We start from the raw sequence: 15,321 nt of genomic DNA, 5'->3' as shown, positions 1-15,321 counted from the left end.
CGCTGCCGCCTGATTTTCCGGCGCCCTGCGACATCGGGACCGCCGCTTGCCCTTGCCTTATCAGTGGATTGCTATATAGACGCCGCCAATCTGCCGGTCCCAGCTGGGGGCTGAACGGAGGGCCGGAGGTTTTATCAAAGCCTTCGTGTGAAGCCAGAAGTGCTTCCGCCTCCCGTGTCTCCGCTCTCGACCGTCTCGTAATGCTCCTTTCTTCCCCGCCCCTTTAACCGGGACAGGCGGGTCAGAGAAGTTGCAGAGGCTTTTGCCGCCGGGAACCGGGAGAGAAACGAAGAAAGGCACGAAGACATAATGGCTCTTTACGAACATGTGTTTCTTGCCCGGCAGGACCTCTCGCAGCAGCAGGTCGATGCGCTTGTCGAACAGTACAAGGGTGTCATCTCCGCGAATGGCGGGTCCGTCGGCCGGGTCGAGAACTGGGGACTGAAGTCCCTCACCTACCGGGTCAACAAGAACCGGAAGGCCTACTACACGCTCATGGACCTCAACTGCCCGCCGGCAGCGCTCAACGAAATGGAGCGCCAGATGGGTCTGTCCGAGGACGTCCTGCGTTTCCTGACCATCAAGGTCGAGGCGCACGAGGAAGGTCCGTCGGCCATGATGCAGAAGCGCGAAGAGCGCTCCGAGCGCGGCAGCTTCGGCGACCGCGACCGTGGCGATCGTGGCCCGCGTTCGTTCGGCGACCGTGATCGCGGCGACCGTGGCGATCGTCCGCCGCGTTCGTTTGGCGACGCCGGTGGCGATCGTGGTCCGCGCCGTCCGCGCGAAGGCTTTGAAGGGGGTGCAGAATAATGGTCGACATCAACCAGATCCCGACCCGGCGCCCGTTCCATCGTCGCCGCAAGACCTGCCCGTTCTCCGGCGCCAACGCGCCCAAGATCGACTACAAGGACGTGCGTCTGCTGCAGCGCTACATTTCCGAGCGCGGCAAGATCGTGCCGTCGCGCATCACCGCCGTCAGCCAGAAGAAGCAGCGTGAGCTCGCCAAGGCGATCAAGCGCGCCCGCTTCCTCGGCCTGCTGCCCTACGTGGTCCGCTAATTCTTCCGAACGGGCGGTTCGCCGCCCGTTCCTTTCGCCGGCCATGACGGGCATGACCGGTTCAGCCATCAAATCCCGAGTTGAGGTCAAGGCCTCTAACTGCCGCGACAGGCAGGACAGCGACACCGGCGCTCAAGGCGCTCAAGCTTCCTGACCTGTTCCAGAGAATTCGGCGCCTGCCTTCATGGAGGGACGCCCAAACAAAAGGAACAAAACCATGGAAGTCATTCTTCTCGAACGCGTTTCCCGCCTCGGCCAGATGGGCGATACCGTCAAGGTCAAGGACGGCTTTGCCCGTAATTTCCTGCTGCCGCAGGGCAAGGCGCTGCGCGCCAACGAAGCCAACAAGAAGAAGTTCGAAGGCCAGCGCGCCCAGCTCGAAGCCCGCAATCTCGAGCGCAAGTCGGAAGCCAGCCAGGTTGCCGAAAAGCTCGACGGCAAGAGCTTCATCGCCGTTCGCTCCGCCGGTGAAACCGGCCAGCTCTACGGCTCGGTGTCGACGCGCGACATCGCCGAGCTGCTGACGGCGGAAGGTTTTTCGGTCAACCGCAACCAGATCCTGCTCAACCAGCCGATCAAGACCATCGGTCTCACCAATGTGGCGATCGCGCTGCATCCGGAAGTCGAAGTCACCGTCACGCTCAACATCGCCCGCACGGCCGACGAAGCCGAGCGCCAGGCCAAGGGCGAGACGCTGACCACCGCCGAAGCCATCTATGGCGACGACATCAACGACAATGCACGGCCGGAAAACTTCTTCGATCCGAATGCCGAGTTCGACGGCGGCGAAGACAACGCCTGATCGCGTACGGCAAGCGAGGGAGCAGCGCTCCGATCACTTTGTCGTAATCCAGCCGTTCTGGACCAATGCCCGGGCCTCTCGCCCGGGCATTTTTGTGCCAAAAGGAACTTTTCGAACCCCCATATATTGTTGCAGAATTAAGGCAGCCAGTCTGACCGTGAGGGGACACTTGGTTATGAACATTCTGCTGAAGCGCGTTCTCGACCGCCTGGTGCGCACGGGCAATCTCAAGGTAACCGGGCCAAAGGGCTCGACAGTCATCTTCGGCGACGGCAGCGGCGAGCCGGTGCACATGCATATCAAGACCCGGCATGCCGAACGCGCCATCACCTTCGATCCGATGCTGGCGGTGCCCGAATCCTACATGGAGGGCGAACTCGACATCCTCGAAGGCGGCGTGCTGGGGCTGATGCGGATCGCCTTCCAGAACATGGGCAGCGGCGGCATCGACGCGACCTGGTCGAAAGCCATCGAAGGCTTGCGCCACGCCTTCCGCCGCCTGCAGCAGATCAACACCGCCTCGCGTTCGCGCCGCAACGTGCAGCGCCACTACGATCTGTCGGGCGATCTCTACCGGCTCTTCCTCGATGAGGACATGCAGTATTCCTGTGCCTATTTCGAACAGCCTGACATGACGCTGGAAGAGGCGCAGGCCGCCAAGAAGCGCCATATCGCCGCCAAGCTCAGGCTGAAGGCCGGCCAGACCGTGCTCGACATCGGCTCCGGCTGGGGCGGGCTCGGCCTATATCTGGCCAAGGCGTTCGACGTCGACGTCCAGGGCGTGACGCTGTCGACCGAACAGCATGGCGTAGCCACCGACCGGGCGCATGCGCAAGGCCTGGAAAGCCACGTCCATTTCGAGCTGAAGGATTATCGCGAACTCAACGAACGCTTCGACCGCATCGTTTCGGTCGGCATGTTCGAACATGTCGGCGTCAACCACTTCCGCACCTTCTTCGACAAGGCGGCAACGCTGCTGAAGCCCGATGGCGTCATGCTGCTGCACACGATCGGCCGGTCGGGTGTTCCGTGGGCGACCAGCGCCTTCGTCCGCAAATACATCTTCCCCGGCGGCTATATCCCCGCGCTCTCGGAGGTCATGCCGGCGATCGAGAAGTCGGGCCTTGTCGTCACCGACATCGAAATCCTGCGCCTCCACTATGCCGACACGCTGAAGCACTGGGGCCAGCGCTTCGCCGCCAACCGCGACAAGGCCAAGGCCATCTACGACGAACGCTTCTGCCGCATGTGGGAATTCTATCTGGCCGCTTCGGAAGCCGCCTTCCGCTGGCAGGACCTGGTCATCTTCCAGTTCCAGATCGCCAAGAAGAACGACACGCTGCCGATGACCCGCGACTACATGGCCAAATGCGAAAAGGCCTTGGAGATGCGTGACTTGGGCCGCCGCGAGGCGGCTCCCGTCGAGAAGCCAGTCAAGCCCGCCCGCCGCCGCAAGGTTGCGGAGTAGGCACGCCGTTCGCCATTGGCGCTTGCCATTCCCGGCCCCTGCCCTGAAAAAGGCCTTGTGATCGTCGCGAGGCCTTTTTCATGACTTACCTCCTCTATGCCGCCGCGGCGCTCGCCGAGATAGCCGGCTGCTTTTCGGTATGGGCCTGGTGGCGGCTGGAAAGATCGCCCTTGTGGCTGGCGCCAGGCTTCGTCTCGCTGCTTTTGTTCGCCTGGCTTCTGGCGCTGGTCGACACCAATGCCGCAGGCCGCGCCTATGCTGCTTATGGCGGCATCTACATCGCTGCCTCGCTTGCCTGGCTGTGGCTGGTGGAAGGCGTGCGGCCCGACCGCTGGGATGTTGCTGGCGCCGCACTCTGCATAGCCGGCGCGTCGCTCATCGTGCTCGCACCGCGAGGAGCATAGCGTTGGAACTGCCGGCCCCTCTTCGACAAGCCGTCGATCGCATCCTGGAAAAAATCCCTCTGCTTGAGCTGAAGCAAGCGGCGAAAACCCTGTCGGAGCGCTACCGTGCGGAACTGCGCGACGGCCGCCTGCACATGGCGCAGGACATGGCGGTCAAAGCCTATCTGGCGACGCGGCTGCCGGCGACCTATGCCGCGGTCCGCGCCAGTCTCGACGCACTGAACGCGACCCGGCCGGACTTCGAGCCGAAAACCCTGCTCGATGCCGGCGCCGGCCCTGGTACGGTGCTTTGGGCCACCAACGATCTCTGGCCCGACCTCGAACAGGCGGTCTTGCTGGAGGCGAGTGCGGCCGTGCGCAAGGTCGGCGAGACGCTTGCCGCCGATGCCATCATAACCCGAACCGTCTGGCGTGCCGGCGACGTCACAACGGACCTTGCCGACCTTCGGCCGGCGGACCTCGTGACCTGCGCCTATGTGCTGGACGAGATCGTGCCGGCATCGTTGCCCAAAATGGTCGACCGGCTGTGGCAGCTGACGACAGACACATTGCTGATCGTCGAGCCGGGCACGCCGGCGGGCTGGCAGCGCATTCTGGCGGTGCGCGCGCAGTTGATCGCCGCCGGGGCACATCTGCTGGCGCCTTGTCCGCACGAGGCGCCCTGCCCGCTTACCCCGCCCGACTGGTGCCACTTTTCCCGTCGCGTCGCCCGCTCGCGCTTGCACCGGCTGGCCAAGGACGCCGATGTACCGTGGGAAGACGAGAAATTCATCTTTGTCGCCGCGTCGCGCCAGCCGGCCGCCTCGCACGCCGCGCGGGTCATCGCACCGCCGAAATCCGGTTCGGGCAAGGTTCTGCTCAAGCTTTGCCAGGAAGACGGCACGGCCACGGAGCAACTGTTCACCAAGCGTGACGGCGCGGACTTCAAGCTGGCCCGGCGGCTGGACTGGGGCGACAGGCTGGCGTCCGAATAGAGCGCCACGGCATTCAGACAACGCCGCCCAAGAAAAGTTTCGCAGCCATGTCGAATCCAGGCTGGGCCGTTCGACCATTGGCGTTCTCGGAGCTTCCGGGAAGCCAAAGCGCCAAGCAGCATCAGCCAACAGGAGAAAGACAGTGAACTATATCGCAGGATTTGTCGCCGCCGTGCCCGCCGCCAGCAAGGAAACCTATCGCAGGCATGTCACCGAGGCGGCATCGGTGCTGAAGGAATTCGGCACGACCCGTTTTACGACGTGCTGAGGCGCGTCGCCCCCTCTCCGGTGGTCACGCTGAACCGTGCCGCCGCCCCTTGGCATGCGCGACGGGCCGCAAGCCGGTCTGGCGGCGATCGAAGATCGTGATGGCACAAGGCGGCCTCGATGGCTACCATCTGGCACATGCGGCGCGGGCCGATATGCAGCGGCGGCTTGGCCTGACAGAGGCAGCGAGAGCCTCCTATCGACAGGCTCTCGAACTCGCCCGCCAGCCGGCCGAACAGCGATTCATCATGTCGCGACTTGGGCGGCTCCAGTCCGGCGATTCCGGTTGGACAAGCATCGGAATTTTCTTGTTTTGTTCTTTCCGCGCCGGTATCTTCGACACTCGATTCGTCAATCGAATTTCGTACCCTGCGCACACAAATTTTTTCGACGCTGTGAATCGTGTGCACAAGCGGGATAAGTCAAAGTTTGTTTATGCCTCATCAATCGCCTCTGCTAGCGACTGATCGGGTTTGAAATCGGGGATATCATGGCAGAGGCAGCGCGGAAATTCGGCGTGGCGGAGCAACCGCTCTATCGCGAGGCACCGAACAATATCGAGGCCGAGCAGGCGCTGCTCGGCGCGATCCTCGTCAACAACGATGCCTTCTACCGCGTCTCCGACTTCCTGAAGCCGGGCCATTTCTACGAACCCCTGCATCGCAGGATCTTCGAGATCGCGGCCGAGCTCATCCGCATGGGCAAGGTGGCGACGCCGATCACCTTGAAGACCTTTCTGCCGGCCGACGAGAAGGTCGGCGACATGACGGTGGCACAATATATCGTGCGTCTGGCGGTCGAAGCCGTCACCGTCGTCAACGCCACTGACTATGGCCGCGCCATCTACGACCTTGCCACGCGCCGCGCGCTGATCACCGTCGGCGAGGACATGGTCAACATCGCCTATGATGCGCCGGTCGACATGTCGCCTTCCGAGCAGATCGAGGACGCCGAACGCCGCCTGTTCGAACTGGCCGAAACCGGCCGCTACGATGGCGGCTTCGAGAGCTTCACCGACGCGGTCAAGACCGCCGTCGACATGGCCAATGCCGCCTATATGCGCGACGGCCATCTGTCGGGTCTTGCCACCGGCATGCGCGATCTCGATCGCCGCATGGGCGGTCTGCAATCGTCCGATTTGATCGTGCTTGCGGGACGCCCGGGCATGGGCAAGACGTCGCTCGCCACCAACATCGCCTTCAACATCGCCGAGGCCTATGTGCCGGCGCAGCAGGCGGACGGATCGTTCAAGGCGGCCAATGGCGGCGTGGTCGGCTTCTTTTCGCTCGAAATGTCGTCCGAACAGCTGGCGACCCGTATCATTTCCGAGCAGACCGAAATCTCGTCGTCAAAGATCCGTCGCGGCGAAATCAGCGAAATGGACTTCGAAAAGCTGGTCGCCTGTTCGCAGACCATGCAGAAGATCCCGCTTTTCATCGACCAGACCGGTGGTATTTCCATTGCGCAGCTGTCTGCCCGCGCGCGTCGCCTGAAGCGCCAGCGCGGCCTCGACCTGATCGTCATCGACTATATCCAGCTGATGCAGGGTTCATCCGCCAGGGCCTCGCAGAACCGCGTGCAGGAAATCACCGAGATCACCACGGGCCTGAAGGCGCTGGCAAAGGAACTGGCCGTGCCAATCATCGCGCTGTCGCAGCTGTCGCGTCAGGTCGAAAGCCGCGAAGACAAACGCCCGCAGCTCTCCGACTTGCGTGAATCCGGTTCGATCGAGCAGGACGCGGACGTCGTGATGTTCGTCTACCGCGAGGAGTATTACCTCAAGAACCGCGAGCCGAAGCTTGGCACCGAGGAATACGTCAAGTGGGAAAACGAGATGAACGAGATGCGCGGCAAGGCCGAGGTGATCGTCGCCAAGCAGCGCCACGGCCCGACAGGCTCGGTGACGCTCGCCTTCCACGGCGAATTCACCCGCTTCTCCGATCTGGCGGAAGAGCATCATATTGCGGAGAGGTTTGAGTGACCTTTTGAGACAGGCCTCGACCCTTCCAGCACCTTTGTGCGCGTATCCGACGGCAGGCCACACCTGATGGCCAAATCGCGCGTCCAGTTCATCTGCCAGAATTGCGGATCGGTGCATCAGCGCTGGGCCGGCAAATGCGATGCCTGCGGCGAATGGAACACGCTGGTCGAGGAAGGAACCTCCGGCGGCATCGGCTCGGGGCCCGCCAATACGCGCAATGCCCGCAAGGGCCGCGCGGTGGTGCTGACCACCCTTTCCGGCGACATCGAGGACGCGCCGCGCATCATCTCCGGCATAGGCGAACTCGACCGCGCCACCGGCGGCGGCTTCGTGCGCGGCTCCGCACTTCTGGTCGGTGGTGATCCCGGCATCGGCAAGTCGACGCTGCTCACCCAGGCTGCCGCTGCGCTGGCGTCGCGAGGCCACCGCATCGTCTATGTCTCGGGCGAAGAAGCCGTCGCTCAGATCAGGCTGAGGGCGCAGCGGCTCGGCGTCGCCGACACGCCGGTGGAACTGGCCGCCGAGACCAATGTCGAGGACATCCTTGCCACGATCGCCGACGGCAAGCGGCCGGACCTGGTCATTCTCGATTCGATCCAGACGCTGTGGACCGACCTTGCCGATTCGGCGCCGGGCACGGTTACCCAGGTGCGCGCCGCCGCCCAGGCGATGATCCGTTATGCGAAATCCACGGGTGCCGCGATCGTGCTGGTCGGCCATGTCACCAAGGAAGGCCAGATCGCCGGCCCGCGCGTGGTCGAGCACATGGTCGACGGTGTGCTCTATTTCGAGGGCGAAGGCGGCCACCATTACCGCATCCTGCGCACGGTGAAGAACCGCTTCGGGCCGACCGACGAGATCGGCGTCTTCGAAATGTCGGACAAGGGTCTGCGCGAAGTCTCCAACCCGTCGGAGCTGTTTCTCGGCGAGCGGCATGCCAAATCGCCGGGTGCCGCCGTTTTCGCCGGCATGGAAGGCACAAGGCCGGTTCTGGTCGAGATCCAGGCGCTGGTGGCACAATCCTCGCTCGGCACGCCGCGCCGGGCAGTAGTCGGCTGGGACGGTGCGCGACTGTCGATGGTGCTGGCGGTGCTGGAGGCGCATTGCGGCGTTCGCTTCGGCCAGCACGACGTCTATCTCAACGTCGCCGGCGGCTACCGCATCAGCGAGCCGGCGGCCGATCTGGCGGTCGCCGCCGCACTGGTTTCCTCGCTCACCGGTCTTGCCCTTCCCGCCGATTGCGTCTATTTCGGCGAAATCAGCCTGTCGGGTGCCGTGAGGCCGGTTGCGCATGCGCAGCAGCGCCTCAAGGAAGCCGAAAAGCTGGGTTTTGGTAGCGCGGTTCTGCCCTTGGGCAGCGAGGAACTTGCCGGAGGGATCGGGGCCGGTGCTTTCCAGCCCACCGAGCTTGCCGACCTCGTCGCGCGCATAGCCGGCTCACGTCGAAGCCGCGTGGACGAAGAAGAATGACACGGCTCGCCGAGCCGTGAAAAAGAGATCGGAGCGGGGCGAAAGACATGCCGATTACGCTGCTTGACGGAATCCTGGTCGGCTTCACCCTGGTCTCGGCGATGCTCGCCATGGTTCGCGGCTTTTCGCGCGAAGTCCTATCGGTCGTCTCGTGGGCGGCGGCAGCGGCGGCGGCTTTCTTCTTCTACAAGCCGGTCCTGCCCTATCTGAAGCCCTACATCGAGAATGAGAAGATCGCCATGGCGGCCTCCGCCGGCGTCGTCTTCATCGCCGCGCTGATCGTCGTCTCCGTCATCACCATGAAGCTCGCCGACTGGATCATCGATTCGCGCATCGGCGCACTCGACCGCACGCTCGGTTTCCTCTACGGCGCCGCGCGCGGCATCCTGGTCGTCGCGGTGGCGCTTTTGTTCTTCAACTGGCTGGCCGGCGCCAAGGCCCCGGCCTGGGTGACCGACGCCAAATCACGGCCATTGCTGGAATCGATCGGCGCCAAGATCGAGAACCTGCTGCCCGCCGACACCGAAAACGCAATCCTCAAGAAGCTCAGCCCGAAAGCGGGTGGCGAGACTCCGGCCGCCCCGGATGCGCCAGCGGCGGATGTGCCGGCAACAGGTGACGATGCAAATGCGCCGGCCCCGGACGACAATGACGCTGGTCCCGCGGACAACGCAGCCAAGCCAGCACCGGCAGCACCGGCAAACTGACCCCCGAAAGGGCGCCTGAACAGACGATGGTGTGAACGACTGCACGGCGCGCGTTGCTTTCGACGCGAACCCGCATTATATGGCGATTTTAGCGGAGCTTAAGATGGCAGACGCAGACGACGTGCTTTCCGCCGAGGCCGACGACCATTTCCATGACGAATGCGGTGTGTTCGGCATCTTCGGCCGGCAGGACGCAGCGGCAATCGTCACTCTCGGCCTGCATGCGCTGCAGCATCGGGGCCAGGAAGCGGCAGGCATCGTTTCCTATGACGGCAGCCAGTTCCATGTCGAACGCCATGTCGGCCTGATCGGCGACACTTTCACGAAACAGCGCGTCATCGACAGCCTGCAAGGTAACCGCGCCATCGGCCATACGCGCTACGCCACGACAGGCGGCGCCGGCATGCGCAACATCCAACCCTTCTTCGCCGAGTTGGCCGATGGCGGCTTCGCTGTCGCCCACAATGGCAATTTGACCAACGCCATGACGGTGCAGCGCGCGCTGCAGAAGCAGGGCGCGATCTTCTCCTCGACCTCCGACACCGAGACGCTTCTGCATCTGGTTGCGACCAGCAAGGAACGCGACCTCAACTCGCGCTTCATCGACGCCGTACGGCAGGTCGAAGGCGCCTTCTCGCTGGTGGCGATGACGGCCAAGAAGATGATCGGCTGCCGCGATCCGCTCGGCATCCGCCCGCTGGTGCTGGGCGACCTCGACGGCGCCTGGATCCTCGCTTCCGAGACCTGCGCGCTCGACATTATCGGCGCGCGTTTCGTGCGCGACCTGAAACCCGGCGAGATGGTCGTCGTCACCTCCAAGGGCATTGAAAGCCTGTTCCCGTTCGAGCCGCAGAAGACCCGCTTCTGCATCTTCGAATACGTCTATTTCGCCCGGCCGGATTCTTCGGTCGAAGGCCGCAACGTCTACGAGGTGCGCAAGCGCATCGGCGCCGAGCTGGCACAGGAAAACCCGGTCGAGGCCGACATCGTCGTGCCGGTGCCGGATTCCGGCACGCCGGCGGCGATCGGCTTCAGCCAGGCGGCCGGTATTCCGTTCGAGCTCGGCATCATCCGCAACCACTATGTCGGCCGTACCTTCATCCAGCCCGGTGATTCGATCCGCCACATGGGCGTCAAGCTGAAGCACAACGCCAACCGCCGCATGATCGAGGGCAAGCGCGTGGTGCTGGTCGACGATTCGATCGTGCGCGGCACCACCAGCCAGAAGATCGTGCAGATGGTGCGCGACGCCGGCGCCCGGGAAGTGCATATGCGCATCGCTTCGCCGCCGACCAGCGCATCCTGCTTCTACGGCGTCGACACGCCGGAGAAATCGAAGCTCCTGGCTTCGCGCATGTCGGTGGAAGAGATGGCCGAATTCATCCGTGTCGATTCGCTCGGCTTCCTCTCCATCAACGGCCTCTACCGCGCCGTCGGCGAGGCCAGCCGCAACGATGAGCAACCGCAGTTCTGCGACGCCTGCTTCACCGGCCAGTATCCGACCCGCCTGCTCGACTTCGAAGGCCACGACAATGTGCGCACGCTGTCGCTGCTGGCGAACAGTGGGGCGTAGGCCAGACCTTACGGAAATTCTCGCATGACCCTCGACCTTACCGGCCGCGTCGCGGTCGTCACCGGCGCCTCGCGCGGCATCGGCTATTTCATCGCCAGGGAACTGGCCGCCGCCGGTGCGCATGTCATCGCGGTTGCGCGCACGGTCGGTGGGCTGGAGGAACTCGACGACCAGATCAAGGCGGCCGGCGGCCAGGCGACGCTGGTGCCGCTCGACCTCGCCGACATGGCCGGCATCGACCGGCTGGGCGGCGCCATCCATGAGCGCTGGGGCAAGCTCGACATCCTCGTCGCCAATGCCGGCGTGCTCGGCGTCATCTCGCCGATCGGCCATGTCGAGGCCAAGACCTTCGAAAAGGTGATGACCATCAACGTCACCTCGACCTGGCGGCTGATACGCTCGGTCGACCCGCTGCTCAGGCTTTCCGATGCCGGCCGGGCCATCATCCTGTCGTCCAACGCGGCGCATTCGGCGCGCGCCTTCTGGGCGCCCTACGCGGCATCGAAGGCGGCGGTCGAGACCATGATGCGCTCCTGGGCGCATGAGACGCAAAGCCTGCCGCTGCGCGTCAATGCCGCCGACCCGGGCGCCACGCGCACCGCCATGCGGGCCCAGGCCGTGCCCGGCGAGGATCCGGAGACGCTGCCGCATCCTTCAGAGATCGCCAAGCGCATCGTGCCGTTGGCCAGCCCGGAGCTGAAAGAGACCGGGCTGATCTTCCAGGCCAAGCACAACCGCTTCGTCGCCTACAGGCAGCCCGAATAAATTCACACCTTGGTTTGACGGCTCCCGGACCGCTTGGTGGCCTATGTCAGGGATTAAAAGACCCTCCGGCTACGTTCTTCGAACGTAGGACATTCGAAACCGGAGGATCGATATGCGCAGACTTCTTCTCGTTGCCGCTACTGCCTTTGTGGCCGCTCTCGGCGCGACATCAGGTGTGGCCGTCTCGCAAGATGCCAAGATGAGTTTCTTCATCACCAGTGTCGGCTCCGGCAAGGGCGCCGATCTCGGCGGCCTGAAGGGTGCCGACGCGCATTGTGCTTCGCTGGCCGAAGCCGCCGGCGTCACCGGCAAGAGCTGGCATGCCTATCTGTCGACCAGCGCCGAGGATGCCCGCGACCGCATCGGCAAGGGTCCTTGGTTCAACGCCGAGGGCGTCAAGATCGCCGACGATGTCGCTTCGTTGCACAGCGACGCCAACGGCATCACCAAACAGACCGCGCTCGACGAAAAGGGCGAAGTGGTCAATGGCCGCGGCGACACGCCGAACCGGCATGACATGCTGACCGGGTCGAAGCCCGACGGCACCAGGATCGCCGACCAGACCTGCGGCGACTGGACGATGAGCGGCGCCGAAGGGGCGGCGATGATGGGTCACCACGACCGCACCGGGCTCGACGATTCGGCGGCGGCAAAGTCGTGGAATTCCTCGCATGCCTCACGCGGCGGCTGCAGCCAGGAGGCCCTGAAGGGTACTGGCGGCGACGGGTTGTTTTACTGCTTTGCAACCAACTGAGCAGCGTAGGTCGCAAACCCTACTCAGAGATCCGCCACATCATCACGCGGCTGTGATCTGAGGGGGAAAAGCTGCGCGGCGGTCATCCTTTCGTCATTTCCCCGGAGTTGTTAGGATCGTAGCGACTCCCACAACAGCGAGAGCCCAAACTGGGCAGAACAAGGAAACTCCCATGGCTACCACCGCAGCATTGGTCTGGTATCTGGTAATCGCCGGCCCACAGGGCGGCATGGTGGTGCTGCCCAGTACCTTCGACAAGCGCGAACAGTGCACCGCCGCCATCACCGAATATCAGAAGCAGCCGACACCGGCGGGCTGGTCGGTGCAGTGCGTGCCGAGCGCCTCGCCCTTCACCGACGAGGGCGATGCCGAGGAACCGGCCGCGCAGTAGGGATTTGATGCAATAGGGCCCGCGGCCGCTTGCCGCGGGCCTTCTGATTTCAGCGCCGGGCACTCACTGTCAATTCCGGCTTCTGGCTGATGGTCTGGAACACCACGCAATAGCGCTCGGTCAGCTTCAGCAGTGCATCGATGCGCTCCTGCGGTTCATCCGTGTCGAGAGCGAAATTGAGCCGGATGGCACGAAAACCGACCGGCGCGTCCTTGGCGACACCGAGCGTGCCGCGAAAATCGAGATCGCCTTCGGCTTCCACCGTGGCGGCGCCGAGCTTGAACTCGAGCGCCGTCGCCACTGCCTTCAACGTCACCCCGGCGCAGGCCACCAGTGCTTCCAGCAGCATGTCGCCGGAGCAGAGTTCGAGCCCCGAGCCGCCGGTTGCCGGATGCAGGCCGGCGATGGCAATCGCCCTGCCCGTCTCGACCTTGCAGGCCACCGACTGATCGTCGATCGAGCCCTTCGCTCTCAGCGTGATCAGTGCCTGCGAGGCGTCGTCGCGGTAAGCCTGCTTCAGCGGCGCCTGCATGGCCTTGAGTGCGGTTGCATCCATTTTCGTTGCCTCTTTCGCTTTGCGGCCAGCGAGCAGCATGGCTTCGTCAGATATCAGATATAAGTGCCGATCGCGTCCTGGAAGCAAGCAATCCCTGCCCCAATGCAAGCTCAGGGCTGGCGTAGCGCTGTGTCGGCTTTCACCCGTATAGCTGGGAGCCGAGGCCTGATTTCGCAGAGTTCCTCAAGCTATTCCTGTCGCTTCCCGCACCTTTGGTCCGCGCCTTATGGCCGATGTCGCCATTCTCGAAACACGCGAAAGGGTTCTCGCCGGAATCCTGCTGACCGGTGCTGCCTATCTCCTATTTTCGACGCAGGACGCCTCGATCAAGCTGCTGGTTACCGGAATGACGGTCTGGCAGATCATGTTCTTCCGCAGCATCACCATTCTAGGCGCCTGCGCGGCGATCGGCGGGCCACAGCTGTTTGCCGACACGGTGCGCTCGCAGATCGTGCGGCCGATGCTGGTGCGCAGCGCGTTCACGCTAGCCGCCTGGCTCTGTTACTACAACGCCGCGCGCAGCCTGCAACTCGCCGAGCTGACCACCGTCTACTACGCAGCGCCGATCATCGTCACCGTGTTTTCGGTGTTCCTGCTCGGGGAAAAGGTGCCGATGTCGCGCTGGCTGGCGGTTTTGATCGGTTTTGCCGGCGTCTTCGTCGCTTGCGACCCGACCCATCTCGGCCTGTCCGTGCCGGTGCTGCTGGTGCTGGCGGCCGCCCTATTGTGGGCCATCGCCATCGTGCTCCTGCGCAAGACCGCGCTTGCCGAGCGCTCTATGATCCAGCTTCTCCTCAACAATTTCTATTTCCTGGTGTTTTCGACGGTGCCGGCGCTGTTGTGGTGGCATACGCCTGATCTGGCCCAGTTGCTGCTTCTCACCAGCGTCGGCGCGCTTGGCGGTCTGGCGCAATATCTCCTCTTCGAAGGCATGAAGCGCACGCCGGCATCGATCCTCGCGCCTCTCGAATATAGTTCGCTGTTATGGGCGTTCGCGCTCGGCTTCGCGATCTGGGGCGACGTGCCGCGCCGCGAAGTGTTTCTGGGTGCCTCCCTGATCATCGCCGCCGGGCTGCTGATCGTCGGCGGCGAGCATTTCCGCAAGCGGCTGTGATGGGGATGACACTCACTGCTGACCCTACGATGTCAGGACCGGACGGGGTAGGTTGTCGGCATGACTGACGTCGCAGCTGCCAAACCCGAAGCCTCCGAACGTACACTTGGCATCATATTGGTGTCGTCATCTGCCGCGGTGTTCGGCCTGACCGGCGTCTTGACCAAGTCGATCCACGCCGATCCGCTGACCATCACCTGCTGGCGCGGCTTTGTCGGCTCGATTCTGATCAGCCTCTATGTGCTGTGGCGCCGTCACCGCTCGGGCAACCGCGGCACGCTGCGGCTTGGCTGGCGCGGCTGGCTGCTGGCAGTGGAAGGAGCGCTGGCCAGTATCGCCTTCATCTCGGCGTTCAAATTCACCTATGTCGCCAATGTCGCGGTCATCTATGCGACGTCGCCCTTCATTGCTGCCCTGCTGGCCTGGGTGCTGGTGCGCGAGCCTTTCCGCCTGCAAACGATGCTTGCGGCCGCCGTATCGTTGTGCGGCGTGGCCATCATGGTCTGGTCGGGCTTCGGCACCGGCAATCTGTTCGGCGATGGCCTGGCGCTGCTGATGACGGCCGGCAGCGCGCTCTACATGATCATGGTGCGCGCCTTCCGTGACACGCCCGTTGTGTGGGCCGGCGCGGTTTCAGCCTTCCTGCTGTTCATATTCGGCTGGTTCGTCACCGATCCCCTGGCGGTTTCGGCAAGGGACGCCGTTCTGCTCGTCACCTTCGGAGCATCCTTCGCATTGTCGTCGATCCTCTGGACGGAAGGCGCACGGCTCATCCCGGCGCCCGAATCCGGCTTGCTCGGCTCGGCGGAAGTGCCGTTCGCGATCCTGTTTGCCTTTCTTTTCCTGGCCGAGATACCGCCTCTCGCCAGTATGGTCGGTGGCGCCATCGTGCTCTGCGCGGTGTTCGCCCATGCAGGCCGCGACTGGCTGACAGCCCGCTCGCAGCAGGCTGCGTCAAATATTTCTTAAAAAAGTGACGCAGTCACGGAACCATCATCGGACTCAGACATTATTGGTGCTGTCTCTTATACACATCT

Annotated in this window: 18 protein-coding genes; 17 read left to right on the top strand and 1 reads right to left on the bottom strand. The window is 63.6% G+C overall.

Going from position 1 to position 15,321, the window contains the following annotated elements:
• The first annotated feature begins 309 nt into the window (after positions 1–309).
• From rpsF to CK228_RS14340, 15 genes are all read left to right on the top strand, one after another.
• Positions 310–810 carry a 30S ribosomal protein S6 gene (rpsF, locus tag CK228_RS14410; RefSeq protein WP_010915168.1) on the top strand — a complete coding sequence of 167 codons (501 nt, stop codon included), beginning with the start codon at positions 310–312 and terminating at the stop codon, positions 808–810.
• A complete protein-coding gene (rpsR, locus tag CK228_RS14405; RefSeq protein ID WP_006203718.1) occupies positions 810–1,058 on the top strand; it encodes a 30S ribosomal protein S18 in 249 nt (82 codons plus the stop codon). The genes rpsF and rpsR overlap by 1 nt, the downstream gene beginning before the upstream one ends.
• Before the next feature lie 217 nt (positions 1,059–1,275).
• Complete coding sequence (rplI, locus tag CK228_RS14400) at positions 1,276–1,860, top strand: 50S ribosomal protein L9 (RefSeq protein WP_010915167.1); 585 nt, start codon at positions 1,276–1,278, stop codon at positions 1,858–1,860.
• 175 nt (positions 1,861–2,035) lie between these two features.
• Positions 2,036–3,328, top strand: a complete 1,293-nt coding sequence (locus CK228_RS14395; RefSeq protein ID WP_095770680.1) for a cyclopropane-fatty-acyl-phospholipid synthase family protein — start codon at positions 2,036–2,038, stop codon at positions 3,326–3,328.
• Between the two features lie 80 nt (positions 3,329–3,408).
• Positions 3,409–3,732 carry a YnfA family protein gene (locus CK228_RS14390; protein WP_095770681.1) on the top strand — a complete coding sequence of 108 codons (324 nt, stop codon included), beginning with the start codon at positions 3,409–3,411 and terminating at the stop codon, positions 3,730–3,732.
• Between the two features lie 2 nt (positions 3,733–3,734).
• A complete protein-coding gene (locus tag CK228_RS14385) occupies positions 3,735–4,706 on the top strand; it encodes a small ribosomal subunit Rsm22 family protein (RefSeq protein ID WP_095788283.1) in 972 nt (323 codons plus the stop codon).
• 142 nt (positions 4,707–4,848) lie between these two features.
• Complete coding sequence (locus CK228_RS14380; protein WP_245317998.1) at positions 4,849–4,974, top strand: DUF1428 family protein; 126 nt, start codon at positions 4,849–4,851, stop codon at positions 4,972–4,974.
• A 100-nt stretch (positions 4,975–5,074) separates the two neighbouring features.
• Positions 5,075–5,440 (top strand): hypothetical protein, encoded by a 366-nt coding sequence (locus CK228_RS35770; protein ID WP_245438030.1) that lies wholly within the window; start codon positions 5,075–5,077, stop codon positions 5,438–5,440.
• A gap of 23 nt (positions 5,441–5,463) precedes the next feature.
• Complete coding sequence (locus CK228_RS14370) at positions 5,464–6,954, top strand: replicative DNA helicase (protein WP_019857258.1); 1,491 nt, start codon at positions 5,464–5,466, stop codon at positions 6,952–6,954.
• A gap of 66 nt (positions 6,955–7,020) precedes the next feature.
• Complete coding sequence (radA, locus tag CK228_RS14365) at positions 7,021–8,424, top strand: DNA repair protein RadA (RefSeq protein WP_095770683.1); 1,404 nt, start codon at positions 7,021–7,023, stop codon at positions 8,422–8,424.
• A gap of 47 nt (positions 8,425–8,471) precedes the next feature.
• The gene (locus CK228_RS14360) at positions 8,472–9,131 is read left to right on the top strand and encodes a CvpA family protein (protein ID WP_095788282.1); all 660 of its coding nucleotides are present in this window, start codon (positions 8,472–8,474) and stop codon (positions 9,129–9,131) included.
• 103 nt (positions 9,132–9,234) lie between these two features.
• The gene (purF, locus tag CK228_RS14355) at positions 9,235–10,704 is read left to right on the top strand and encodes an amidophosphoribosyltransferase (RefSeq protein WP_019857255.1); all 1,470 of its coding nucleotides are present in this window, start codon (positions 9,235–9,237) and stop codon (positions 10,702–10,704) included.
• A gap of 24 nt (positions 10,705–10,728) precedes the next feature.
• Positions 10,729–11,469 (top strand): SDR family NAD(P)-dependent oxidoreductase, encoded by a 741-nt coding sequence (locus CK228_RS14350; RefSeq protein ID WP_010915156.1) that lies wholly within the window; start codon positions 10,729–10,731, stop codon positions 11,467–11,469.
• A gap of 112 nt (positions 11,470–11,581) precedes the next feature.
• Positions 11,582–12,223: a hypothetical protein gene (locus CK228_RS14345; protein WP_095788281.1), complete on the top strand. Its 642-nt coding sequence runs from the start codon at positions 11,582–11,584 to the stop codon at positions 12,221–12,223.
• A gap of 172 nt (positions 12,224–12,395) precedes the next feature.
• Complete coding sequence (locus tag CK228_RS14340; RefSeq protein WP_015318519.1) at positions 12,396–12,614, top strand: hypothetical protein; 219 nt, start codon at positions 12,396–12,398, stop codon at positions 12,612–12,614.
• A gap of 49 nt (positions 12,615–12,663) precedes the next feature.
• On the opposite strand, the gene CK228_RS14335 is transcribed toward CK228_RS14340, so the two are convergent.
• Positions 12,664–13,170 (bottom strand): OsmC family protein, encoded by a 507-nt coding sequence (locus CK228_RS14335; RefSeq protein WP_095770931.1) that lies wholly within the window; start codon positions 13,168–13,170, stop codon positions 12,664–12,666.
• 226 nt (positions 13,171–13,396) lie between these two features.
• On the opposite strand from CK228_RS14335, the gene CK228_RS14330 reads away from it, so the two are divergent.
• Positions 13,397–14,284 carry a DMT family transporter gene (locus CK228_RS14330; RefSeq protein WP_095788280.1) on the top strand — a complete coding sequence of 296 codons (888 nt, stop codon included), beginning with the start codon at positions 13,397–13,399 and terminating at the stop codon, positions 14,282–14,284.
• Positions 14,285–14,344: 60 nt separating this feature from the next.
• Positions 14,345–15,253: a DMT family transporter gene (locus CK228_RS14325; RefSeq protein ID WP_095770687.1), complete on the top strand. Its 909-nt coding sequence runs from the start codon at positions 14,345–14,347 to the stop codon at positions 15,251–15,253.
• Positions 15,254–15,321: the final 68 nt, after the last annotated feature.

Source organism: Mesorhizobium sp. WSM4312 (assembly GCF_002294875.1).
Taxonomy (GTDB): domain Bacteria; phylum Pseudomonadota; class Alphaproteobacteria; order Rhizobiales; family Rhizobiaceae; genus Mesorhizobium.
The sequence above is the reverse complement of the archived record's forward strand: the minus strand, read 5'-3'. Positions and strand labels throughout refer to the sequence as shown.